General features: G+C 66.7%; 22 protein-coding genes. 10 read left to right on the top strand and 12 right to left on the bottom strand.

Features of this window, described 5'->3' with window-relative positions; genetic code table 11:
• Positions 1–5 precede the first annotated feature (5 nt).
• On the top strand, positions 6–554 hold the full coding sequence (locus tag ACTJI4_RS00600; protein ID WP_440868232.1) for an RNA 2'-phosphotransferase: 549 nt from the start codon (positions 6–8) through the stop codon (positions 552–554).
• A gap of 358 nt (positions 555–912) precedes the next feature.
• Here the strand turns inward: ACTJI4_RS00600 and ACTJI4_RS00595 are convergent, their stop codons facing one another.
• The 4 genes from ACTJI4_RS00595 to ACTJI4_RS00580 form a co-directional block, all read right to left on the bottom strand.
• Positions 913–1431, bottom strand: a complete 519-nt coding sequence (locus ACTJI4_RS00595; protein ID WP_440868231.1) for a hypothetical protein — start codon at positions 1429–1431, stop codon at positions 913–915.
• Between the two features lie 781 nt (positions 1432–2212).
• Complete coding sequence (locus tag ACTJI4_RS00590; protein ID WP_440868230.1) at positions 2213–2449, bottom strand: type II toxin-antitoxin system RelE/ParE family toxin; 237 nt, start codon at positions 2447–2449, stop codon at positions 2213–2215.
• Positions 2434–2631, bottom strand: a complete 198-nt coding sequence (locus tag ACTJI4_RS00585) for a hypothetical protein (protein ID WP_440868229.1) — start codon at positions 2629–2631, stop codon at positions 2434–2436. The genes ACTJI4_RS00590 and ACTJI4_RS00585 overlap by 16 nt, the downstream gene beginning before the upstream one ends.
• Before the next feature lie 55 nt (positions 2632–2686).
• On the bottom strand, positions 2687–3436 hold the full coding sequence (locus ACTJI4_RS00580; protein ID WP_440868228.1) for a ferredoxin--NADP reductase: 750 nt from the start codon (positions 3434–3436) through the stop codon (positions 2687–2689).
• A 105-nt stretch (positions 3437–3541) separates the two neighbouring features.
• On the opposite strand from ACTJI4_RS00580, the gene ACTJI4_RS00575 reads away from it, so the two are divergent.
• From ACTJI4_RS00575 to ACTJI4_RS00560, 4 genes are all read left to right on the top strand, one after another.
• Positions 3542–4501: an ABC transporter ATP-binding protein gene (locus tag ACTJI4_RS00575; protein WP_392922374.1), complete on the top strand. Its 960-nt coding sequence runs from the start codon at positions 3542–3544 to the stop codon at positions 4499–4501.
• A complete protein-coding gene (locus tag ACTJI4_RS00570) occupies positions 4498–5298 on the top strand; it encodes an ABC transporter permease (RefSeq protein ID WP_068854422.1) in 801 nt (266 codons plus the stop codon). The genes ACTJI4_RS00575 and ACTJI4_RS00570 overlap by 4 nt, the downstream gene beginning before the upstream one ends.
• Before the next feature lie 253 nt (positions 5299–5551).
• On the top strand, positions 5552–6490 hold the full coding sequence (panE, locus tag ACTJI4_RS00565) for a 2-dehydropantoate 2-reductase (protein ID WP_440868227.1): 939 nt from the start codon (positions 5552–5554) through the stop codon (positions 6488–6490).
• A gap of 2 nt (positions 6491–6492) precedes the next feature.
• The gene (locus ACTJI4_RS00560) at positions 6493–7389 is read left to right on the top strand and encodes an epimerase (RefSeq protein ID WP_440868226.1); all 897 of its coding nucleotides are present in this window, start codon (positions 6493–6495) and stop codon (positions 7387–7389) included.
• 133 nt (positions 7390–7522) lie between these two features.
• Here the strand turns inward: ACTJI4_RS00560 and ACTJI4_RS00555 are convergent, their stop codons facing one another.
• Entirely contained in the window at positions 7523–8338 is an 816-nt protein-coding gene (locus ACTJI4_RS00555; protein WP_440868225.1) for a TatD family hydrolase, read from the bottom strand.
• 80 nt (positions 8339–8418) lie between these two features.
• Here ACTJI4_RS00555 and hrpB point away from each other — a divergent pair, with 80 nt between their 5' ends.
• Complete coding sequence (gene hrpB / locus ACTJI4_RS00550; protein ID WP_440868224.1) at positions 8419–10923, top strand: ATP-dependent helicase HrpB; 2505 nt, start codon at positions 8419–8421, stop codon at positions 10921–10923.
• A gap of 143 nt (positions 10924–11066) precedes the next feature.
• Positions 11067–11456 (top strand): hypothetical protein, encoded by a 390-nt coding sequence (locus ACTJI4_RS00545; protein ID WP_392922360.1) that lies wholly within the window; start codon positions 11067–11069, stop codon positions 11454–11456.
• 60 nt (positions 11457–11516) lie between these two features.
• On the opposite strand, the gene ACTJI4_RS00540 is transcribed toward ACTJI4_RS00545, so the two are convergent.
• A complete protein-coding gene (locus ACTJI4_RS00540) occupies positions 11517–12053 on the bottom strand; it encodes a pseudouridine synthase (protein ID WP_440868223.1) in 537 nt (178 codons plus the stop codon).
• A 101-nt stretch (positions 12054–12154) separates the two neighbouring features.
• On the bottom strand, positions 12155–13006 hold the full coding sequence (locus ACTJI4_RS00535; RefSeq protein ID WP_440868222.1) for a class I SAM-dependent methyltransferase: 852 nt from the start codon (positions 13004–13006) through the stop codon (positions 12155–12157).
• A gap of 173 nt (positions 13007–13179) precedes the next feature.
• Here ACTJI4_RS00535 and ACTJI4_RS00530 point away from each other — a divergent pair, with 173 nt between their 5' ends.
• Positions 13180–14133, top strand: coding sequence for an aldo/keto reductase (locus ACTJI4_RS00530; protein WP_392922351.1), 954 nt, complete (start codon positions 13180–13182; stop codon positions 14131–14133).
• Positions 14134–14184: 51 nt separating this feature from the next.
• Here ACTJI4_RS00530 and ACTJI4_RS00525 read toward each other — a convergent pair whose 3' ends face one another.
• The 3 genes from ACTJI4_RS00525 to ACTJI4_RS00515 form a co-directional block, all read right to left on the bottom strand.
• Entirely contained in the window at positions 14185–15093 is a 909-nt protein-coding gene (locus ACTJI4_RS00525) for an NAD(P)/FAD-dependent oxidoreductase (RefSeq protein ID WP_440868221.1), read from the bottom strand.
• Complete coding sequence (locus ACTJI4_RS00520) at positions 15083–15535, bottom strand: Rrf2 family transcriptional regulator (RefSeq protein WP_440868220.1); 453 nt, start codon at positions 15533–15535, stop codon at positions 15083–15085. Before ACTJI4_RS00520 ends, ACTJI4_RS00525 begins: the two co-directional genes overlap by 11 nt.
• Before the next feature lie 101 nt (positions 15536–15636).
• Complete coding sequence (locus ACTJI4_RS00515) at positions 15637–16539, bottom strand: LysR substrate-binding domain-containing protein (RefSeq protein ID WP_440868219.1); 903 nt, start codon at positions 16537–16539, stop codon at positions 15637–15639.
• 106 nt (positions 16540–16645) lie between these two features.
• Between ACTJI4_RS00515 and ACTJI4_RS00510 the strand changes: the two genes are divergently transcribed.
• On the top strand, positions 16646–17860 hold the full coding sequence (locus ACTJI4_RS00510) for an MFS transporter (RefSeq protein ID WP_392922339.1): 1215 nt from the start codon (positions 16646–16648) through the stop codon (positions 17858–17860).
• A gap of 68 nt (positions 17861–17928) precedes the next feature.
• Complete coding sequence (gene dkgB / locus ACTJI4_RS00505; protein ID WP_440868218.1) at positions 17929–18732, top strand: 2,5-didehydrogluconate reductase DkgB; 804 nt, start codon at positions 17929–17931, stop codon at positions 18730–18732.
• A 12-nt stretch (positions 18733–18744) separates the two neighbouring features.
• Here dkgB and ACTJI4_RS00500 read toward each other — a convergent pair whose 3' ends face one another.
• Positions 18745–19443: an alpha/beta fold hydrolase gene (locus ACTJI4_RS00500; RefSeq protein WP_440868217.1), complete on the bottom strand. Its 699-nt coding sequence runs from the start codon at positions 19441–19443 to the stop codon at positions 18745–18747.
• Positions 19444–19810: 367 nt separating this feature from the next.
• Positions 19811–21890: bifunctional acetate--CoA ligase family protein/GNAT family N-acetyltransferase (locus tag ACTJI4_RS00495; protein WP_440868216.1), on the bottom strand; the 2080-nt coding region annotated here is incomplete at its 5' end.

Raw genomic sequence — 21890 nt, 5'->3', positions numbered from 1 at the left:
GACAGATGACAAAGCAACTCACAGAGACCAGCAAGTTCCTCAGCTACGTACTGCGTCATCAGCCCGACGCTGTCGGGCTGACGCTGGACGCCGAAGGGTGGGCTGACGTTGATGCACTGATCGCCGGCGCAACGTCCGCCGGCCGAGAGCTGGATCTGGCACTCATCCAGCAGATCGTGAGCACAAACGACAAGAAGCGCTTCACCCTCTCCGATGACAACAGCCGCATTCGTGCAGTGCAAGGTCACTCCACCGATAGCGTTGCCATACAGCACATTGCCAAGGTTCCCCCTGCATTGCTCTACCACGGAACGGCGACGCGGAACCTTGAGTCGATCCTGGCGGAAGGGCTGCGTCCGGGCCAGCGACACCATGTGCACCTTTCCGAGGACACCACCACCGCCACGACCGTTGGCCAGCGTTACGGCAGTCCTATCGTGCTGACAGTTGATGCGCTTCGCATGCATCAACAGGGCTATACGTTCTTCCAGGCTGGCAATGGCGTTTGGCTGACCGACCACGTGCCAAGGGAGTTCGTAAAGCACAGTGCGTAGCGGAACTGCTGTATCCCGAGGCCAGCAATCCTCTCGTAGGGCCGATCAACCCAGGCTCTCCCATAGCCGTCAGGGTCGATTGCCGACATCGCGGCAGGAAACAGAGCCATCAAATACGGCCAATCTCACAAAGTGTTGCGACGTGGTGGGACGGAGTCCAAAGCTTTGCGCACCGGATATTGGTGACGCTTGAAGGGGCCTCTCCCGGCAGCTATAGTTAACTTGACTACGCAGACAGCAGAAAATTTGTCGGCGGAGCTGCGAAGCCTCTCAAGGGGCACATGAAGGGAAATTGCTGGCGGATGGGTTGTTCACTTGAGTGTGGAAACCTGCCAGTGAGGCCGTCCTTCCTACGTAGTCACTTCAGTATTCTGCGTTTCTTGGCCTCGGTCGCGTGATAGCACGTTACCGGGGCCAAATACCTTCTAGACCCTTCGATTCGGATCTCCAGGATCGCGGCGGCATAGTACGGCGTTCCACGTAACAGCACTTTCTGGTGAGTGTTGAGAATTAGCGACTGACGGTCACTTTTCCTGTCGCTGCCGGTCTCGCCGCTTGGGGGATTGAACCGCAACAGGCTTCGCGGGCTGTATGCCTTCGCAACGATGGTTGCGATTTCGGCCACCGAAAGGCCATCTTTGTTTCTTCGAGCTGCGATTACGTGCCGGATGTAGCCAGGCTTGATCATGATCGCGTAGCAGTTCACTCGTTCCCACCTGTTTTCGTCGCAGACCCTGTCGATTTCATCGGCCTGCTTGGGGGTCAGCAGGTAGGCAAAAGCAAAGGCATCCGCATCACTCTTCCGCCGTGAATCATCAACGGATTCAACCAGCTTCTGAAAGCGAGCAGCCAGCTCGTACTCTCCCTGTACTGACATGCTCGCGAACCTCAGTGTGTGCAACGGGCCATACGCGGTCCGGGCATTGAGCATTGTCTCAACGTAGCACTGCTGTCCGATGGTGTTTGCTTGCGTTGTCGCCGCGGCCGTAGCGGCGATTGCCGGCCAAGGACCGGAAATCAGGCACCTGGGCGACCCACCCGATACGGCATCAATCGCAACGCCAGAACTCTTTGGTAATTTCGATCAAGCGAGGTGACGCTTTTGCCCGCGCCGCTGGCCGCAAGGGATGCGGCGGATGTCGCGCTGAGGCTGCCGTTCATAGGAGCGGTCAGAATTATGGTCCTTTATGATGAAAACCATAATTATGATTTCTGCCACAAATACCCATAATTTCTGCTTTAGTCCTCGTCGGACTCGATGCGCGTGTTCGCCGAATCCTCGCCAGAACTGGAAGACCGGCTCGCCGCAGCCGAGACAGAAAGCGAAATGCCCGCACAAGGCGGGCATCTGCTGAAGCTTGTAGCGGGCCGGACTTCAGGGCCATGGTCACTGATCGACTCGAGGAGAAGAACGCCTGTAATCCCCAGCGGGTTCAAACCGCCGTCAATCGACTGGTGAAGAACCTGGTGCTGGCACCCAGGGGTGAGAAAGGCGAGTACGAGATCGAAGACCGCGTGTTGGCAACATACCTCGCGAGTGGGTCGATTCCAGCCCGCTGAAGCTTCCAGCGCATATGCCCGAACGTCAGCCGCCCAGCCGCTCGTCGACAGAATCAAGCAGTCGCTTACCGTGAAGGACTGCGAGTACTGCAATCTGGTCAGCACGAATTTCGTAAAATGACTCGATAGCTGTAGAGGAACCGCTCTCGCAGGCTTGTACGGCCAACCTCAGGCACTACCCTGCCCGCAAAGGGATGGACTTCAATCACATCGCCCAGCTCAAACAGCGCTTCGATGATCCGTCTGGCGTGGCGCGGGGAGTCTCGTGCAATGAACTCTGCGATGGCGTCGATATCGTCGAGCGCCTCGCTCGTCCAATTCAGCGGTCCAGCCATTTACCCAGCCGCTCGCGCGCCTGTTCTGTGGTGTGGACCCGGCCAGCATCCACATCAGCGAGCCCGCGCTGGATCTTCTCCAACACATAGACGTGGTACTGGATGTCTTCGAGCGTGGAATCGTCCGGCAGTTGATTCAGCAACTGGGCGACTTCCTGCTTGGCAGTCACGGGGGGCGTCATGGCGGTAGCTCCGGATCTGATGGGGGCATTCTAGCCCCCTTACTCCAGCCCAGCGTTACTTGCTGCTGACGTACTTCTCCCGCCGCACCTGCGGCGTCGGCAAGCCCGCGTCCTTCAATGCCTCGAAGGTCGCATCCACCATGTCCGGGTTGCCGCACAGGTAGGCGATGTCGGTGGCCGGGTTCGGGGCGAATTCGGCCAGGTGCTGCTGCACGTAGCCATGGCGGACGTCCGGGTGCGGGTTCTCGGGCAGCTCGCGGGACAGGCACGGCACGTAGCGGAAGCCCGGGTGGGCGGCGGCGAAGGCGTAGAAGTCCTCGCTGTAGAGCAGCTCTTCGGGGCTGCGGGCGCCTTGGAACAGCACCACTTCCACCCCGCGTTCGGCCATGGCGGTGGCCAGCAGCGGCAGCATGGAGCGGTACGGGGTGACCCCGGTGCCGGTGGCGATGAGCAGGTAGCGGGCGTTGTGGTCGCCCGGCATCAGGCAGAACCGGCCGAACGGGCCGCTGGCGGTCACGTGGCCGCCCAGGTCCAGGCCCTCGAACAGGGCCGTGGCGGCGCCGCCGGGCACAAAGCTGACTGCAATATCAACGGCTTCGCCCGGTCCCAGGGCGTGGTCATGGATCGTGGCCAGGGAATAGCTGCGCTTGGTGGCGGTGCCGTCGGCGTACTCGAAATGGACCTGGATGAACTGCCCGGGCTGGAAATCCAGCGGTTGGCCGTCATCACGCAGGAACTGGTAGTGGCCGACGGTGGGGGCCAGCATGCGCCGGTCGATCAGCTTGAGGGGGAATTGAACAGGCACGAATTTGGGAAACAGTGTGTAGCCGGGGCAAACCCCTGAGGCCTTCTATAATAGCCGCTCCCCCGCCCCTATCCAGCGCCGTCCCATGGGCGCGAAGGCAAGAGCTTGGCATCCCAGAATACTCCCGCGACCAGTACCGCCCCCGCCCTGCGGGTGCGCGACCTGCGCAAGACCTATGACAACGGCACCCAGGCCCTGAAAGGGGTTTCGCTGGATGTTGCCCCGGGCGACTTCTTCGCGCTGCTGGGCCCGAACGGGGCCGGCAAGTCCACCCTGATCGGCATCATCAGCTCGCTGGTGAACCTCAGTGAGGGCCAGGTGGAGGTCTTCGGCAGCGACCTGGTGCGCAGCCGCAGCGCCACCATGCGCCTGATCGGCCTGGTCCCGCAGGAAATCAACTTCAACCTGTTCGAGAAACCCTTCGACATCCTGGTCAACTACGCCGGCTTCTATGGCGTGGCCCGCGCCGAGGCCGAGAAGATGGCCGAAGAGGAGCTCAAGCGCGCCCACCTGTGGGAAAAGGCGCAGGTGATGAGCCGCACGCTGTCGGGCGGCATGAAGCGCCGGCTGATGATCGCCCGGGCGATGATGACCCGCCCGCGCCTGCTGATCCTGGATGAGCCCACCGCGGGCGTGGATATCGAGATCCGCCGCGACATGTGGCGGGTGCTCAAGGAGATCAACGCGGCTGGCACCACGATCATCCTCACCACGCATTACCTGGAAGAGGCCGAGCACCTGTGCCGCAACCTGGCGATCATCAACCACGGCCAGATCGTGACGCAGGGGCCGATGCGCGAGCTGCTGGCCAAGCTGGACGTGGAAGGCTTCCTGTTCGATATCGACGGTGAGCTGCCGGCGCAGCTGCCGGTGATCGAGGGCACCACGATGGTGGCCATCGACGGGCACACGCTGGATGTGGACATGCCGCGCGCGATGGATCTGAACCGGGTGTTCGCGGCGCTGAACGCGTCGGGCATCCGGGTGCGGTCGATGCGGACCAAGAGCAACCGCCTGGAGGAGCTGTTCGTGCGCCTCACCGGCAACCAGGAGAACGCGGCATGAGCAGCACCCCGACCCCGGTCCTGACCGACGGCCAGCGCAACCGGATTGCGCTGATGACGATCGTGCGCCGCGAAGTGGCGCGCATCCTGCGCATCTGGGGCCAGACGCTGGTGCCGCCGGCGATCACGATGACGCTGTACTTCCTGATCTTCGGCGGGCTGATCGGTTCGCGCGTGGGCGAGATGGGCGGCTACAGCTACATGCAGTTCATCGTGCCGGGCCTGGTGATGATGAGCGTGATCCAGAACAGCTACGGCAACATCAGTTCGTCGTTCTTCGGGGCGAAGTTCGGGCGCCACGTGGAAGAGCTGCTGGTGAGCCCGATGCCGAACTGGGTGATCCTGTGGGGGTACGTGGCCGGTGCGGTGCTGCGCGGGCTGATGGTGGGCGTGATCGTGCTGCTCATCGCGATGTTCTTCACGCCGGTACGCATTCCGCACCCGCTGGTGACGCTGACCACGGTGCTGCTGGGCGCGACGATCTTCTCGCTGGCCGGCTTCATCAATGCGGTGTACGCCAAGAAGTTCGATGACGTGGCGATCGTGCCGACCTTCATCCTGACCCCGTTGACCTACCTGGGCGGCGTGTTCTATTCGGTGAAGCTGCTGCCGACATGGGCCGAAGCGGCCACGCATGCGAACCCGATCTTCTACATGGTGAACGCGTTCCGCTATGGCCTGCTGGGTACGAGCGATGTGCCGCTGTGGGTGGCCTACGCACTGATGATCGGTTTCGTGGTGGTGCTGACGGCGCTGGCGCTGTGGCTGCTCAAGCGTGGCGTGGGTATGCGGAGCTGAGGCTAACGTCAAAGGCAAAGGCGTCGGCTCTGTGATTCCTGACGGTTTGGCGGAGCGGTGTGGGTTTGCGGGGGACGCCGTGAACCCATCCTTGGGGGCTTGGTCGCCGCATCCATGCGGCTCACACCCCCGCAAACCCACCCCGCCCCACCTTCGACATTTGGTCGGTGACGGAGCGAAAGGCAGAAGCTCACCGCGACGTTACCGGTAGCGCCGGCCGTTGGCCGGCCCTCAGGATTAATGGAGAAAGGTAATGCGCATTCTTGTACTGGGCGCCGGTGGCACTGGCGGTTATTTCGGCGGTCGTCTGGCCCAGGCTGGGGTCGACGTAACCTTCCTGGTGCGCCCTGCCCGCGCAGCACAGCTGGACAGCGAAGGGCTCGTCATCCGCAGCCCGTTGGGTGATGCGACCTTCCCGGTCGCCCACGTCACTGCTGATGCGCTGCCTGCGCTTGCTGCAGAGCAGCCCTTCGATCTGGTGATCCTGAGCTGCAAGGCCTACGACCTGGACAGCTCCATCGAGGCGATTGCACCGGCGGTGTCGTCGCGTACGACGGTGCTGCCGATCCTCAACGGGCTGCGCCACTACGCGGCACTGGATGCACGCTTCGGCCGCGATGCGGTGCTGGGCGGGCTGTGCTTCATCAGTGCGACCAAGGCCGACGATGGCGCGGTACTGCACCTGGCCCCTGCGGCGAAGCTGACCTTTGGCGAGCGTGATACGCCGGGCAGCAGTGCGCGGGTACTGGCCCTGGCGGCGGCGTGCGTGCAGGCCGGGGTGGACCATGTGGCCAGCGATGCCATTGGGCAGGAGCAGTGGGTGAAGTACACGTTCCTGACCACCTTGGCGGCGGCAACCTGCCTGATGCGGGCGGATGTGGGCACGATCGTGACCACGGATGATGGTGCGGAGATCGTGCGCGCGCTGTATGCCGAATGCCTGGCGGTGGCCGAGGCGGCGGGTGAACCGATTCCGGAGAAGGCGCAGGCCGTGGCACTGGCCGCGACCACGCAGGCAGGCTCGGCGCTGAAGGCGTCGATGCTGCGCGATCTGGAGGCCGGCCAGCAGGTGGAAGCCGAGCAGATCGTGGGCGACATGCTGGTGCGGGCACGCGCGGCCGGCCAGGCGGCGCCGCTGCTGGCGGTGGCGTATGCACACCTGCAGGCTTACCAGCGCCAGCGCGCGGGCTGATCATGGCCGCCGGCGGTGCACCGACGCGGGTTCTGGTGTTGGGGCTTGGGTACAGCGGGCGGCGCGTGGCGGCGCTGTTGCGGGCGCGGGGCGTGGCCTGCAGTGGCACGGTGCGGGAGCCGGATGCAGCGCCTGATGATGGTGTTGTCCGCCACTGCTTGGTGGCTGGGCAGCCCATTGATGATGCGCTGCGTGAGGCTATCCGCAGCGCGGAGGCCGTGATCTGTACGGTGCCGCCTGATGAAGGCGGCGATCCCGCATTGCGGCTGGTGGCTGCGGAGTTGCAGGAGAGCCCGGCACTTGGCTGGGTGGGCTATCTCTCTTCAACGGCGGTGTATGCCGACCGCGAGGGTGGCTGGATCGACGAGACGTCGGTAGCCGATGCGGTGGATGACACTGCGCGGCGGCGGTTGCTGGCCGAGGCGCAGTGGCGCGAATTTGCTCGCGGGAAAGGCGTGGCGTCTGCGGTGTTCCGCTTGCCGGGGATCTACGGTCGCGGGCGCAATGCGCTCGTGCAGTTGGCGGAAGGCCGGGCGCGGCATGTGGTGAGGCCGGGGTTGAAGTTCAACCGGCTGCATGTGGAGGATCTGGCGGCGGTGGTTGTCGCGGCGATGGATCGCCCGGGTGAGGCGTTGTATCTGCCTGCCGATGATGAGCCGGCGGCGCCGCAGGACGTGTTGGCGTTCGCGGCGAAGCTGGGTGGGTTTGCGATGCCGCCAGCGGTGGCGTGGGATGACCCATCGGTAGGCCCGGCGTTACGGCGGTTCTATGCGAGCAACAAGCGCATCGACAGCCGGGGCACGCGCGAGGCGCTGGGCTGGAAGCCAACATTCGCGACATACCGCGAAGGGCTGCAGGACGCCATCCGGCAGGGTTGGTTCCCAAACAACCGCCGATAGCGGTGATCGGTGCTTTGACGCATTGACCTCTCCGGCGAGGCGCCTTCGCCTTGGGTCATGCCTTCGACGGCCTGCCCATTGGTATCGGCGGTCGATCGGGATGCGACCCTACCAAGGCAGCGACAGGCGCGGGTCAGCGCGCGTCCGGCAGGCGGAAGAACGTGCGCGTCGCTGCGGTCGCATTCGCTGCGGTCACTTCGACATCCTCGCCGCGATCCCGCGCCAGTTCCTCGACGATATGCGCCAGGAACATGGGCTCATTACGCCGGTCCTTCGGCATCGGCTTCAAACTGCGCGGCAGCAGGTACGGCGCGTCGGTTTCAATCATCAGCCGCTCGGCCGGGATGTGCTTCACCAGCTCGCGCAGGTGCGCGCCACGGCGCTCGTCGCACAGCCAGCCGGTGATGCCGATGTACCAGTCCTGGTCCAGGTAATCGAACAGCTCCTGGCGCTCGCCGGTGAAGCAATGCACCACCGCAGCGCCGATGCGGCCGTCGAAGTTCTTCATCTGCGCCATGAAATCGGCATGCGCGTCGCGCTGGTGCAGGAACAGCGGCTTGCGCTGGCCATCGGCGGCGCGCACGTCACTGGCCAGCTGCAGCTGGCGCTCGAAGGCGCGGTGCTGGGCCGGGCGCGGGGCGAAATCGCGGAAATAGTCCAGGCCGCACTCGCCCACCGCCACCACTTCGGCGTGGGCGTGCAGCGCGCGCATTTCGCCGTCGCATTCGTCGGTGTATTCCACCGCGTGGTGCGGGTGCACGCCGGCGGTGGCATACAGGAAGCCCGGGTGCTGGCGCGCCAGCTCGAGGGCCATCGGCGAATGCTCGCGGCTGGCGCCGGTCAGCACCATCTGCACCACGCCGGCGTCGCGGGCGCGGGCCAGCACGGCATCGCGGTCACGGTCGAACGAATCGTGGGTGAGGTTGGCGCCGATATCGATCAGTTGCATGGGGCAGCTACAGGGCAATGAATCGCGCCATTGTAGCGTGCCGCCTGTGCGGCACCGCCGCCGGCCCGTATCCTTGCGCCATGAGTACGCCGAGTTTTCCGATTTCCGAGCTGCTGCCGCAGATCGCCGCGCAGCTGGCCACGCACCCGCGCCTGGTGCTGGAAGCGCCCCCGGGCGCGGGCAAGACCACCCAGGTGCCGCTGGCGCTGCTTGACGCGCCGTGGCTGGAAGGCCGCAAGATCATCATGCTGGAACCGCGCCGGGTGGCCGCGCGCAGCGCTGCGCAGTTCATGGCACGGCAGCTGGGTGAAGAGGTCGGCGGGACAGTGGGCTACCGCATCCGCTTCGAGAACAAGGTGTCGGCGCGCACCCGGGTGGAGGTGGTCACCGAGGGCATCCTGACCCGGATGCTGCAGGACGACCCGATGCTGGAAGGCGTGGGCGCGCTGCTGTTCGATGAGTTCCATGAGCGCCACCTGGCCGCCGATCTGGGGCTGGCACTGGCGCTGGATGTGCAGGCGCAGCTGCGCGAGGACCTGCGCATCGTGGTGATGTCGGCCACGCTGGATGGCGAGCGGCTGGCGCAGTTCCTGGAGGCGCCGCGCTTGAGCAGCGCCGGGCGCAGCTTCCCGGTCGCGGTGAGCCATTTCCCGGCCCGCCGCGACGAATCGCTGGAAGCGCAGGCACGGCGCGCGGTTGAGCAGGCCTTGGCCGAGCACCCGGGCGACGTGCTGGTGTTCCTGCCCGGCCAACGCGAGATCTCGCGTACGCAGGCGGCGCTGGAGCAGGCGCTGCCCGCCGATATCCAGGTGCTGCCGCTGCACGGCGAGCTGCCGGTAGAGCAACAGTCACGAGTGCTGCAGCCTGATCCGCAGGGCCAGCGCCGGGTGGTGCTGGCCACCAACGTGGCCGAATCCTCGGTGACCCTGCCCGGCGTGCGCGTGGTGGTGGACGCGGGGCTGGCGCGCGAGCCGCGCTATGACCCCAACAGCGGCTTTTCACGGCTGGACGTGGTGAGCATCGCGCAGGCCTCGGCCGACCAGCGCGCCGGCCGTGCGGGGCGCGTGGCCGAGGGCTGGGCGTGGCGGCTGTGGCCGCAGTCGCAGCGGCTGGAGGCCCAGCGCCGTCCCGAGATCGCGCAGGTTGAGCTGGCCGCGCTGGCGCTGGAGCTGGCGGCGTGGGGCAGCGAGGACCTGCGCTTCGTGGATGCGCCGCCGGTGGGCGCGATGGCTGCCGCGCGCGAGCTGCTGCAGCGGCTGGGCGCGTTGAGCGACACCGGGGTACTCACTGCGCTGGGCCGGCGCATGCTTACGCTGGGCACACACCCGCGGCTTGCGGCGATGCTGCTGGCAGCCCACAACGCGACGGAACAGGCGCTGGCCTGCGACCTGGCCGCGCTGGTGGAAGCACGCGACCCGCTGCGCCACGGCGGCGATGCACTGGACGCGCGCTGGCGGGCGCTGGCGGCGTTCCGCCAGGGGCGCGTGCCGCTGGATGCCAATCGCGGCGCGCTGGCGGCCATCGATGCGGCAAGCAAGCAGTGGCGGCGACGCCTGCGCTGCGATACCGCGCCGCCGTCGTCGGTGGAGGCGCACCAGCTGGGCGACCTGCTGGCGCACGCCTTCCCGGACCGGGTCGCCGCGCGTCATCCCACCGACCCGTTGCGTTACCTCCTGGCCAATGGGCGTAGCGCGCGGCTGTTCGACCCCAGCGACCTGCGGGGTGAGCCGTGGCTGGTGGCGGTGGAACTGCGCTACGAGGCCCGCGATGCGCTGCTGCAACGTGCCGCGCCGGTGGATGAGAACCGCCTGCGCCAGGATTTCCCGCAGCGTTTCCAGCAGCAGGACGTGGTGCGCTGGGACGCGGACAAGCGGGCGCTGGTGGCACGCCGCGAAAGCCGATTTGACCGCATCGTGCTGGACAGCCGCTCGGCCGGGCGGGTGGATCCGGCCCAGGCCGCACAGGCGCTGACCGAGGCGGTGCGCGAGCTGGGACTGGAGGCATTGCCGTGGACCGACGGCCTGCGCCAGTGGCAGGCGCGAGCCCTCTCGCTGCGGGCGTGGATGCCGGAGCTGGAACTGCCGGATGTATCGGATGCGGCGCTGATGGAGACGCTCACGACATGGCTGACGCCGGCGTTCAATGGCAGGACGCGGCTGGACGCACTGGATGAATCCAGCCTCGGCGAGGCGCTGAAGTCACCCACGCCGTGGGCACAGCGCCAGCTGATCGACCGGCATGCGCCGGTGCGCATCGCGGTCCCGTCGGGCATGGAGCGGCCGATCACGTATGCGCTGGAGGCCGATGGCAGCACGCCGCAGCCACCGGTGCTGGCGGTGAAGCTGCAGGAACTGTTCGGGCTGGCCGATACGCCACGCCTCGCCGATGGCCGTGTGCCGCTCACGCTGCACCTGCTGTCGCCGGGCGGTCGGCCACTGCAGGTCACCCAGGACCTGCGCAACTTCTGGGCCAACACCTATGCCGAAGTCAAAAAGGAGATGAAGGGGCGCTACCCGCGGCATCCGTGGCCGGATGATCCGTGGACGGCCAGCGCCACCCATCGCGCCAAGCCACGCGGGACGTAACGCCGGCTGACCGTGCGCCGCCGGCCCAGCTGAATGGATCCTGCGGATTGGTTATCGTCGTGACCGGACCGTGGCTGGCGGATAACACGCCCTACACGGCCCCCGCGCGACACTGGATTCCGAATCGAGGCAAAGGATCCCCCATGAGCAGACTGACCGTGATTACCGACCGCGCCCTTGAGCGTGCACTGGACCTGGCAAGCAGCGCCGGAGACGGCCTGAAGCACGCCGGCAGCAACCTGCGCCACTTTGGGCCGCAAGCCACCGATTGGATCAAGACCGGTGCCGCACTCGGCGCGGTGAAGACCGGCAGCCGCGTGGCGGCCAAGGCGGTTCGTCGCAACCCGGCCGCGACCATCGCCGTTGCCGCCGTGGGCGTCGGTCTGCTCGGCTACGCGCTGTACCGCAAGCAGCAGAAGAAGAAGCTGGCCAACGGCCAGGTGGTGAATGGGCAGGCCGAGCGCATCAGCGCGCGCAACCGCCGCAACACCACGGTGGTGGATGAGCACAGCGATATCGGCAGCGACGCCTGATCCATCAGGCAGGTTGCAGTTGGAAAAACCGCCGGCATGTCCGGCGGTTTTTTATTTGGATCAATCGATCCGACGCCACTGGCCGGGCTGAAGCGTCTCCAGGCTGTGCGCACCCATCGCCACGCGCACCAGCCGCAGCGTGGGCAGGCCCACCGCCGCCGTCATCCGCCGCACCTGGCGGTTGCGCCCTTCGCGCAGGGTGATGGCCAGCCAGGCATCGGGCACGGTCTTGCGGAACCGTACCGGCGGCGTGCGTTCCCACAGCGTCGGCGCTTCCAGATGTTCCACGCGCGCGGGCAGCGTCGGGCCGTCGTTCAACTGCACACCCCTGCGCAATGCCTGCACCTGCTCGTCGGTCGGCGCGCCCTCCACCTGCACCCAGTAGGTCTTGTCTTCCTTGTGGCGCGGGTCGGTCAGCCGGTGCGCCAGCCTGCCGTCGTCGGTGAGCAGCAGCAGGCCTTCGCTGTCGTAGTCCAGCCGCCCCGCCGCGTATACGTCAGGCGGCAGGCCAAAGCCGGCCAGCGTCGCGCGCGGCGGCTGGCTGCTGTCGGTGAACTGGCACAGGACGTTGAAGGGCTTGTTGAAGGCGATGAGCATGGGGCGGGACGTGGGTGACGAGGTGTCATTGTCCCATTACACGGCTTCGGGCGCCGTGGTACCGACCAACGGTCGGTACCTACCGGTGTGTGGCGACCGGGTTACTTCACGAAGCGGAGGGTCATGCGGTCGCTTTCACCGATGGCCTTGTACTTGGCATCGTCGGCGGCGTCGTGGTTGTTCACCGGCGGCAGGGTCCACACGCCGTTCGGGTGGTCCTTGGTATCGCGCGGGTTGGCGTTGATCTCGCTGCTGCCGGCCAGCTTGAAGCCGGCCGCTTCAGCCATGGCGATGACCTGGGCCTGCCCGACGTAGCCGCTCTTGTCGTCGGCCGGTACGTCGGCCTTGGCGCGGTGTTCGACCACGCCGAGCACGCCGCCGGGCTTGAGCACGTTGTAAAAGCCCTTGAACATGCCTTCGGCCTGGTTGGCGCTGCGCCAGTTGTGCACGTTGCGGAAGGTCAGCACCACATCGGCGGAGTTGTCCGCGCCGAACTTCGGTGCGTTCGGGTCGTAACCCACGACCTTTGCCTTGCCATACAGGGCCGGGGCGTCGGCGAACTTCTTTTCCAGCCCGTCTTTGCCGCGCTGCTGGTAATCGCGGCCCTTGCCTTCGGCCACGGCCATCGGGTCGACCACGGCGGCCACGTAGGTGCCTTTGTCACGCAGCAGCGGGGCGAGGATCTCCGAGTACCAGCCACCACCGGGAGTGATTTCCACCACGGTCTTGCCCGGTTCCACGCCGAAGAACGACAGCGTCTGCGCCGGGTGGCGGTAGGCATCGCGCTTCACGTTTTCCGGTGTGCGGCCCTTGCCGTCGACGGCAGCCTGGACGGCGGCGGTAATGGCGGGCTGGGCGTTGGGGCCGGCCGGCTTGATCGCCATGGCGGGGGCGGCAAGCAGCAGCGTGGAGACGGTGAACAGGCAGGCACAGCTGAGCGAACGGGCTTTCATCGGATCACCTACGGTGGCGGGATGCGGCGAGACTAGCAGCCGCGATGTCAAAGGTGTTCACAAAACGTTAGTGCAGTGCAGCGAAGCGGAACACTGTTTTGTGGCCGGTGCCGCAGCGGTGTCATGGACAGGCACTTATGCTGTGACATTGGATTTTGATTGGAGGATTGCCCATGGCTGCACCGCGCGAACTCGGCCGTTCCGGCCTGAAAGTGCTTCCCATCGCGTTCGGCGGCAACGTGTTCGGCTGGGGCGCGGACGAGAAGACCTCGTTCGCCCTGCTCGATGCGTTCGTCGATGCCGGCTTCAGCCTGGTCGATACCGCCGATGTGTATTCGGCCTGGGTGCCCGGGAACAAGGGCGGCGAATCGGAAACGATCCTGGGCCGCTGGTTCCAGCGCAGCGGCAAGCGCGACAAGGTGGTGCTGGCCACCAAGGTGGCCAAGTGGGCCGAGCACCCGGGCCTCTCCGCCGACAACATCAGTGCGGCGGTGGAGGATTCGCTTCGCCGCCTGCAGACCGATGTCATTGATCTGTACCAGGCGCACGAGGATGACGAGTCCACGCCGCTGGAAACCACGCTGGCCGCGTTCGGCCGGTTGATCGAACAGGGCAAGGTGCGTGCGATTGGCGCCTCCAACTACAGCGCCGAGCGTCTGCAGGCCGCATTGAAGGTATCGGCGGACTACAAGCTGCCCCGCTACGAGACGCTGCAGCCGGAGTACAACCTGTATGACCGTGCCGGCTACGAAAGCGGGCTGGAGGCGGTGGCGCGCGAGCACGGGCTGGGCGTGATCAGCTACTACTCGCTGGCCAGCGGCTTCCTCAGCGGCAAGTACCGCAGTGCCGACGATGCGGCCAAGAGCAGCTCGCGCGGCAGCAACGTGGTGGCCAAATACGTCAATCCGCGTGGCCTGCGTATCCTGCAGGCGCTGGATGACGTGGCCGGCACGTACAACGCCACCCCGGCACAGGTCGCCATTGCGTGGTTGATCGCCCGCCCGGGCATCACCGCGCCGATCGTCAGCGCCACGAGCGTGGAACAGCTGCGCGACGTGCTGGCTGCCGCGCAGGTAGGTCTGACCGCCGAAGACATCGCACAGCTGGAAAGCGCCAGCGCCGCCTGATTCGACGCGGACGCCTCAACGAACGGCCACCTCAGGGTGGCCGTTTCCGTATCACCCCGGGGCAGCTCCATCCTCGGCGACCAGCGCGTGATGCAGGCTGACCCCGGCGCGCACCCCTTCCGCGCTGGCCAGGGTGATGTTGCCCATCAAGGTTGCATCGCCTGCGGCGTAGACGCCGGGAACGCTGGTCTGCTTCTGCGCATCCACCCGCACCAGCACGCCCACCGGGCTTTCCTCCAACTCACAGCCGAGCTGCTCCACCAGCGCCGAGCCCATCTCCTGGCGCGCACTGACAAACAGCGCGCGCAGGTCGATGTGGCGACCGTCGGCCAGCAGTGCACCACTCAACTGCGGTGCGTCGCCTTCCAGTGCCACGACCGTTTCCGTTTCGATCTGCACGCCGCGCCGCTGCAGCGTGCCCAGCTGCTCGTCGTCCAGCGCCATGCCCTGCGTGAAGAAGGTGACCTGGCCCCAGTCGGCGATCAGCCCGGCCATGATCGGCGACATGGGATGCCCACCCAGCAGCCCGATTGCACCACCGCCCACTTCGTAGCCGTGGCAGTACGGGCAGTGCAGCACACTGTGGCCCCATCGCTCGGCCAGGCCGGGAAGTTCGGGCAGCACATCGCGGATGCCGGTGGCCAGCAACAGCTTGCGCGCCGCCCAGGTCTCACCGGCCGCCGTGGTGACCGCAAAACCATCCACGGTCGGCTGCGCGTTGGTGACGGTGTCATTGGCCCAGCGCACGCTGGAGTAATCGAGCAGCTGTGCCTTGGCCTGGCGCAGCAGGTCGGTGCCGGAGATGCCATCCAGGCCCAGCACGCCGTGCGAGTGGCTGGAGTAGCGGTTGCGCGGCAACCCGCTGTCGATCACCAGCACGCTGCGGCGCGCACGCGCCAGCATCATCGCGGCGGACAGGCCGGCGAAACTACCGCCGACGATCACGGCATCAAAGGTCATGGGCAACTCCTGTTGCGTGCAGGGCCAGGTGCCGGGCGAAGGCGTCGCCCAATGTGGCCAGGGTGGTGGCGCGCAGGCGCTGTTCGAGCAGCGCCTGCGCCTGTTGGTAGCTCTCGTCCAACGCGGCATTCACCACCTGCTGCACCGGGCAGCCACGCCCGGTTTCGCGCGCGCCGGTATGCAACAGCGCCGGCGAGCCGATGGCGAGATAGACGTCGTGCAGGGTGATGGTGCCCGGGTCGCGCGCCAGCTGGCTGCCGCCACCATGGCCGCGCGCGGTGTGGACCAGCCCGCCCTTCTGCAACGCGGCGAGCAGGCGGCGGATCACCACCGGGTGGGTCGGCAGGCAGGTAGCGAGCTGTTCGGAGGTGCGCGGTCCGTCCTGGCCGACCAGGTGGGCCATGATGTGGAGCGCGTCGGAGAACTGATTGTTCGATTTCATGTAACAACTATAGTTACATATTCTTCCGCCGACGGGTAGCGCCGGCCGTTGGCCGCCCACGTACGCGTCTTACCGTTCAGATGGCCGATGAACGGCCGGCGTTACCGGAGGAAGGCCTGTCCCGTCATGGCGTCCGCCAGGTAATCCAGGAAGCTGCTGATCCGCGCCGATACGGCGGTGTTGCGGTAGTACACGGCGTGGATGGGCTGGCGTACTTCCACGGTCAGCGCCGGCAGCACCTGCACCAGCGTGCCCGCATCTCGGTCGCGGTGGGTCATGAAATCGGACAGACAGACCACGCCCGCCCCCTCCAGCGCCAGCCGGCGCAGGGTTTCGCCGCTGGACACCGCCACCGCCGGGCGAATGTGCAGCAGCACGTCGGTGCGCCCGGGCAGCGGCCAGTGGTTGAGCGAATCGGGCTCGTTGAAGCCGAGCAACGCGTGGCCGTCCAGATCCTCAACCGTTTTCGGGGTGCCATGCTCGGCCAGGTAGGCCGGGCTGGCCAGCACCCGCAGCCGGCTGTGCGCGAGCGGGCGCGCGTGCAGGGTGGAGTCGGCCAGCGGGCCGATGCGGATGGCTACGTCGGTACGGCGCTCGAGCAGGTCGATGTAGCGCTCGCTGCTGTTGAGCTCCAGCTGCACATCCGGGTAGCGCGTGCGGAAGCCGGCCACCAGCGGGGCGATCACATGCAGCACGAACGGGGTGGCCGCATCCACGCGCAGGCGCCCGGCCGGGCGTTGGCGGCGCGCGGTCATCTGCTCTTCGGCGGCCTCCACCGAGGCCACGATGGCGCGGGCCTGGGCCAGGAAGGCATCGCCCTCCTCGGTGAGCTGCAGCCGCCGGGTGGTGCGGGTCAGCAGCGTCGTGCCCAGTTTTTCCTCCAGCCGGCCCAGGGCCCGGCTGACCCCGGAGGTCGTCTGGCCCAGAGCATCGGCGGCGGCGGTGATCGAACCGCTGTCGATCACGGCGATGAACGCCTGCATTTCATCGAGGGTGGTCTTCATGGATGCATTATTGACCATGAAGCAAGAGTCATTGGCGTGAAGACCGGTTTTTCAGCAAGAGTGGGACGCGCAGACTGCGCACCTTCTTCTCCCACCGGTAACCCTCATGTCCCGTGGCATCCCCTTGGCCTTGTTGGCGCTTACGCTGGGTGCGTACGCCATCGGCACCACTGAATTCGTCATCGTCGGGCTGATCCCGACCATTGCCGCCGATCTCGGCGTGTCCCTACCCTCCGCGGGCCTGCTGGTCTCGCTGTACGCGCTGGGCGTTGCGGTCGGCGCGCCGGTGCTGACCGCACTCACCGGCCGGGTGCCACGCAAGACCCTGTTGGTAGCGCTGATGGTGCTGTTCACCGTGGGCAATGTGATTGCCTGGATGGCACCCAGTTACGGCTCACTGATCGTGGCCCGGGTGCTCACCGGGCTGGCGCACGGCGTGTTCTTCTCGATCGGTTCGATCATCGCGACCTCGGTGGTGCCGAAGGAGAAGGCGGCCAGCGCGATCGCGATCATGTTCACCGGGCTGACCGTGGCCCTGGTGACCGGGGTGCCGCTGGGTACGTTCATCGGCCAGCACCTGGGCTGGCGCGCTACCTTCCTGGCAGTGGCGGCGCTGGGCGTGATCGCGCTGATCGGCAGCCTGCTGTTCGTGCCGCGCAACCTGCAGCGCAGCGAACCGGCCACGTTCGGCCAGCAGCTGGCCGTGCTGGCACAGCCGCGGCTGCTGCTGGTGTATGCCATCACTGCGCTGGGCTATGGCGGTACGTTCCTGTCTTTTACCTATCTCGCGTCGATCCTGCAGGACGTCACCGGTTTCTCGCCGAATGCGGTGAGCGGCGTGCTGCTGGTGTACGGCGTATCGGTAGCCATCGGCAACCTGTGGGGTGGCCGCCTGGCCGACCGCCGTGGCCCGATCCCGGCGCTGAAGCTGATCTTCGGGCTGCTGGCGTTGGTGCTGTTCGCGCTGACCTTCACCGCGCACAACACCTGGCTGGTGCTGCTGACGGTGCTGGCGCTGGGCGCGGTGGCATTCGGCAACGTGCCGGGGCTGCAGGTGTACGTGGTGAAGCAGGCGCAGCGGTTCGCGCCGCAGGCGGCGGACGTGGCCTCTGGCCTGAACATCGCCGCGTTCAACGTGGGCATCGCAATGGGTGCTTCGCTGGGCGGGCTGGTGGTGGATCACCTGGGCCTGATGCACACGCCTTGGCTGGGCGCGCTGGTGGTGCTGGGTGCGCTGGGGCTGACCGTGCTGAGCGGGCGGCTGGACCGGCGTGACGGGATCGAGGACCGCGCCGAAGGCGTGGTTGCCGCCGCCCATTGAGCCTTCTCATTTGATTCGTTTAACGGTGCACTGCGTAGCCTGCACTTCCCCCGCTGAAGGAGTTTTTCATGAGCATTCCCGCATTTGGCCTCGGCACGTTCCGCCTGAAGGACCAGACCGTCATTGATTCGGTCCGCAACGCACTGGACGTGGGCTACCGCGCCATCGATACGGCGCAGATCTACGGCAACGAAGCCGAGGTCGGGCAGGTCATCGCCGAGTCTGGCGTGGCGCGTGAGGACCTGTTCCTGACCACCAAGGTCTGGATTGCCAGCTTCCGGCACGATGCGCTGCTGGACAGCCTGCGCGAGAGCCTGCGCAAGCTGCGCACCGACCATGTGGACCTGACCCTGATCCATTGGCCGTCGCCGAACGATGCGGTGTCGATGAAGGAATACCTGGGCGCGCTGGCGCAGGCCAAGGCCGACGGGCTGACGCGGCAGATCGGTATCTCCAACTTCACCATTGACCTGACCCGCCAGGCGATTGCGATCCTGGGCGCCGATGCGATCGCGACCAACCAGATCGAGGTGCATCCGTACCTGCAGAACCGGACGTTGGTTGCGTTCCTGCGCGAGCAGGGCATCCATGTAACGGCGTACATGAGCCTGGCCTATGGCGAAGTGCTGAAGGACCCCGTGATCCAGGCCATTGCCGAACGCCACGCTGCCACCCCGGCGCAGGTCGCGCTGGCCTGGGCGCTGCAGCAGGGCTTTGCGGTCATTCCGTCGTCGACCCGTCGTGAGAACCTGGCCAGCAACCTGTTGGCGGCGGACCTGACGTTGAGCGATGAGGACATGGCCCAGATCGCCACGTTGGATCGCGGTCAGCGCCTGGCGAACCCGGAAGGCATCGCGCCGGCGTGGGATTGAGTGTGCCGCAGGTCAGGCCAACAGCCAATCGCGCATCGCGGCGCTGACCTCTTCCGGCTTTTCCATGGGCGCGAGGTGGCCGCAATCGGGCAGCACCACCAGGGTTGAGCCGGGTACGAGGGCATGCATCTCCTCGCTGATTGCCAGCGGGGTGATGCGGTCGTTGGCGCCGCACAGGATCAGCAGCGGATCGCGGTAGCCGGCCAGTACGTCGCGGCCGTCGCTGCGGTCCAACGCGCTCTGGCGCAGGAACACCTCTGCGCCCAGGCGCGCGGTCATGTCGCGCACGCGCTGGACCAGCACGTAGTCGTCCAGCCGCGAGGCATCGATGTAGCTGCGCATCAGCTTGTCGCCGAAGCCATGGAAGGTGCCGGGCAGGCGCACGCTGGAACGCTGCGACTGGCGCTGGGCGGCGCGCTCGGGCGAGTCGGCATGGATCGAGGTGTCGATCAGCGCCAGCCGCAGTACCCGCTCCGGGGCCACGCGCAGGATCTGCTGGGCGACGAAGCCACCGAGCGAGAAGCCCGCCAGGGCAAAGCGTTCCGGCGCCTGGGCCAAAACGTCCTCGACCACCGCCTGCAGGGTTTCGCCCCGGGACTGGTCGCCCACCGTGCAGTCGGCGATGTCGGACAGGGCGGCAATCTGCGCGCGCCAGAGCTCGGCGTCGTTGAGCAGGCCGGGCAGCAGCAACAGCGGTACACGATCGGTCATGCCGCTATTGTCCGCGATCCGGGTGGCCATGGAGTGTCGTGTGTGGCCCAGTGTGTTGCAGGCTCCTGATCGGCACAGAACCATGAAACAGTGACCTGGAGCGTTGGCGTGACCCAGTACCCGTCGGGACCCGTGAGCACTCGGCATTGTTTCTGATGCAGGCAACCGGCCGGCAGAGTAACGGACGCGGAGTCGGCGGTGATGGTTGAATGCCGTGGAGTGCCGCTCGGTAGGGCCGGTTCCCGAACGACTGCCGTTGGACGTGATCGGCAGGGTGACGCATGACCTGTGCCGGAGAGGCGCCTTCGTTGGAGGTCATGCGTTACCGGATGTTGCACGGGTATCGGCAGTCGTTCGGGAACCGAGCCTACCCGGCGCCCTCGGGCGGCAGGGATACGTTGGCGTCCTGTACCGGCAGGGTCACCACCATCACCGTGGGGTCGTCGGGGTCGAGTTTCGTCTTGAAGCCCAGGCTCTGGCACATCGCCAGCATGGTGCTGTTCTCGCGCAGTACCTGGCCTTCAACGATGTTCAGGCCCAGCCACTGGGCGTACTCGATCATGATGGTCATCAGGCGCCAGCCGATGCCATGGCCCTTGAGGTCGGAACGGATCAGGATGCCGTACTCGCCACGATCGTAATCCGCATCCGCATGCAGGCGCACCGCGCCGAGCATGTCGCCACTGCGCGGGTCGATCGCCACCAGCGCGATGGAACGGGCGTAGTCGAGCTGGGTCAGGCGCGCGATGAATTCATGGCTGAAATGCTTCACCGACTGGAAGAAGCGCAGGCGCAGGTCGTCGTCGGTGACGCGGGCGAAGAAGGCGCGGAACAGCGCGTCGTCTTCCGGGCGCACCGGGCGTACGAAGGCAGGGGCACCGTCAGAGAGGGTAATGGTGCGCTCCCACTCCTTCGGATAGGGGAACACCGCGAAGCGCGGATGGCCACGGCCCTTGTGCAGCTTGCGCGAGGGTGCGATGGCAACGCGCGCATCGAGTGCGATGACTCCATCGCGGTCGGCCAGCAACGGGTTGATGTCCAGCGTGCGCACTTCAGGAATGTCGGCCGCCAGCTGCGCCAGCTTGACCAGGATCAGCGCCACGGCGCGCTCGTCGGCGGCCGGCACGTCGCGGTATGCCTTGAGGATACGCGACACGCGGGTGCGGCCGATCAGTTCGTGAGCCAGGCGCAGGTCCAGCGGCGGCAGCGCCAGCGCCTTGTCGTCGATCACTTCCACGGCGGTGCCACCCCGGCCGAACACCACCACCGGGCCGAAGGTCGGGTCGTCAGCAATGCCGGCGATCAGTTCGCGCGCCTTGGGCCGCACGATGGTGGGCTGCACCAGCACGCCGTCGATGCGCGCGTTCGGGCGCATGTCATGGGCGCGGGCGAGAATGGAGCTGGCGGCGGCCTGCACCGCCTGCAGGCTGCCCAGGTTGAGCCGCACGCCATCGACATCGGACTTGTGCGGGATGTCGGCTGAGAACACCTTCACCGCCACGGTAGTGCCCTGCTCCAGCAGCGGCTGGGCAAGATCCATGGCTTCATGCGGATCGCGCGCCTGCATTACCGGCGCGGAGGGAATACCGTAGGCCGAGAGCAGCTGGTGGGTGGCGATGGGATCCAGCCACTGCTGGCCGGCGGCAAGCGCGGCCTCGACAATGGCGCGCGCGGTGGCGGTATCCACCACGAAATCCTGCGGCAGGCTGGGCGGGGTCTCCATCAGCGCTGCCTGCGCGTCGCGGTAGCGCACCAGGTGCTGGAAGCCGCGCACCGCCTCGGCTTCGGTGGGATAGGTCGGCACCCGTGCGGCATTGAGCGTGGCGGTAGCACGGTCGTCGTTGCCCAGCCACACCGCGAACACCGGCTTGTCGCGATGGTGGCGCGGGCGCAGGCCGAGGGTACGGGTGAGTGCCTGCGCGGCGTCTGCCGATGAGGTGAACGCGGTGGGCACGTTCACCACCAGCACCGCATCGTTGGCGGTGTCGGACATCAGCGCATCGATGGCGGCAGCGTAGCGCTCGCCATCGGCGTCGACCACGATGTCGACCGGGTTGCTGCGCGACCAGCCTTCGGGCAGAACGGCGTCCAGTTCGGCGATGGTGCCGGGCGAGAGTTCGGCCAGGCTGCCGCGCAGGGCCAGCAGCTGATCCACGGCCAGCCGCCCTACCCCGCCGCCGTTGCTGAGGATGGCCAGCCGGCGACCGGGGAAGGTGCCAAGGCGGCCGAGTGTTTCGGCGGCGGTGAACAGTTCGTCCAGCGCGCCCACCCGCAGCAGCCCGGCGCGGTTGAACGCGGCGCCGTACACCGCGTCGGAGCTGGCCAGCGCCTGTACATGGGTATCGCCATCGGGCTCGATGCGGATGTGACGGCCGGATTTGACCACCACCACCGGCTTGGGGGGGGGGGGGGGAGGGGGGGGGGGGGGGGGGCGGGGGGGATAGTCG

It is taken from the genome of Stenotrophomonas sp. 22385, from assembly GCF_052045085.1.
GTDB lineage: Bacteria > Pseudomonadota > Gammaproteobacteria > Xanthomonadales > Xanthomonadaceae > Stenotrophomonas.
This window is presented reverse-complemented; position numbering and strand designations above follow the sequence as displayed.

Bases quoted from the DNA above. Each gene is read 5' to 3' on its own strand.
- ACTJI4_RS00600 (WP_440868232.1), top strand. From the start codon at position 6: ATGACAAAGCAACTCACAGAGACCAGCAAGTTCCTCAGCTACGTACTG.
- ACTJI4_RS00595 (WP_440868231.1), bottom strand. From the start codon at position 1,431: ATGTCAGTACAGGGAGAGTACGAGCTGGCTGCTCGCTTTCAGAAGCTG.
- ACTJI4_RS00590 (WP_440868230.1), bottom strand. From the start codon at position 2,449: ATGGCTGGACCGCTGAATTGGACGAGCGAGGCGCTCGACGATATCGAC.
- ACTJI4_RS00585 (WP_440868229.1), bottom strand. From the start codon at position 2,631: ATGACGCCCCCCGTGACTGCCAAGCAGGAAGTCGCCCAGTTGCTGAAT.
- ACTJI4_RS00570 (WP_068854422.1), top strand. From the start codon at position 4,498: ATGAGCAGCACCCCGACCCCGGTCCTGACCGACGGCCAGCGCAACCGG.
- panE (WP_440868227.1), top strand. From the start codon at position 5,552: ATGCGCATTCTTGTACTGGGCGCCGGTGGCACTGGCGGTTATTTCGGC.
- ACTJI4_RS00560 (WP_440868226.1), top strand. From the start codon at position 6,493: ATGGCCGCCGGCGGTGCACCGACGCGGGTTCTGGTGTTGGGGCTTGGG.
- ACTJI4_RS00555 (WP_440868225.1), bottom strand. From the start codon at position 8,338: ATGCAACTGATCGATATCGGCGCCAACCTCACCCACGATTCGTTCGAC.
- hrpB (WP_440868224.1), top strand. From the start codon at position 8,419: ATGAGTACGCCGAGTTTTCCGATTTCCGAGCTGCTGCCGCAGATCGCC.
- ACTJI4_RS00545 (WP_392922360.1), top strand. From the start codon at position 11,067: ATGAGCAGACTGACCGTGATTACCGACCGCGCCCTTGAGCGTGCACTG.
- ACTJI4_RS00540 (WP_440868223.1), bottom strand. From the start codon at position 12,053: ATGCTCATCGCCTTCAACAAGCCCTTCAACGTCCTGTGCCAGTTCACC.
- ACTJI4_RS00535 (WP_440868222.1), bottom strand. From the start codon at position 13,006: ATGAAAGCCCGTTCGCTCAGCTGTGCCTGCCTGTTCACCGTCTCCACG.
- ACTJI4_RS00530 (WP_392922351.1), top strand. From the start codon at position 13,180: ATGGCTGCACCGCGCGAACTCGGCCGTTCCGGCCTGAAAGTGCTTCCC.
- ACTJI4_RS00525 (WP_440868221.1), bottom strand. From the start codon at position 15,093: ATGACCTTTGATGCCGTGATCGTCGGCGGTAGTTTCGCCGGCCTGTCC.
- ACTJI4_RS00520 (WP_440868220.1), bottom strand. From the start codon at position 15,535: ATGAAATCGAACAATCAGTTCTCCGACGCGCTCCACATCATGGCCCAC.
- ACTJI4_RS00515 (WP_440868219.1), bottom strand. From the start codon at position 16,539: ATGAAGACCACCCTCGATGAAATGCAGGCGTTCATCGCCGTGATCGAC.
- ACTJI4_RS00510 (WP_392922339.1), top strand. From the start codon at position 16,646: ATGTCCCGTGGCATCCCCTTGGCCTTGTTGGCGCTTACGCTGGGTGCG.
- dkgB (WP_440868218.1), top strand. From the start codon at position 17,929: ATGAGCATTCCCGCATTTGGCCTCGGCACGTTCCGCCTGAAGGACCAG.
- ACTJI4_RS00500 (WP_440868217.1), bottom strand. From the start codon at position 19,443: ATGACCGATCGTGTACCGCTGTTGCTGCTGCCCGGCCTGCTCAACGAC.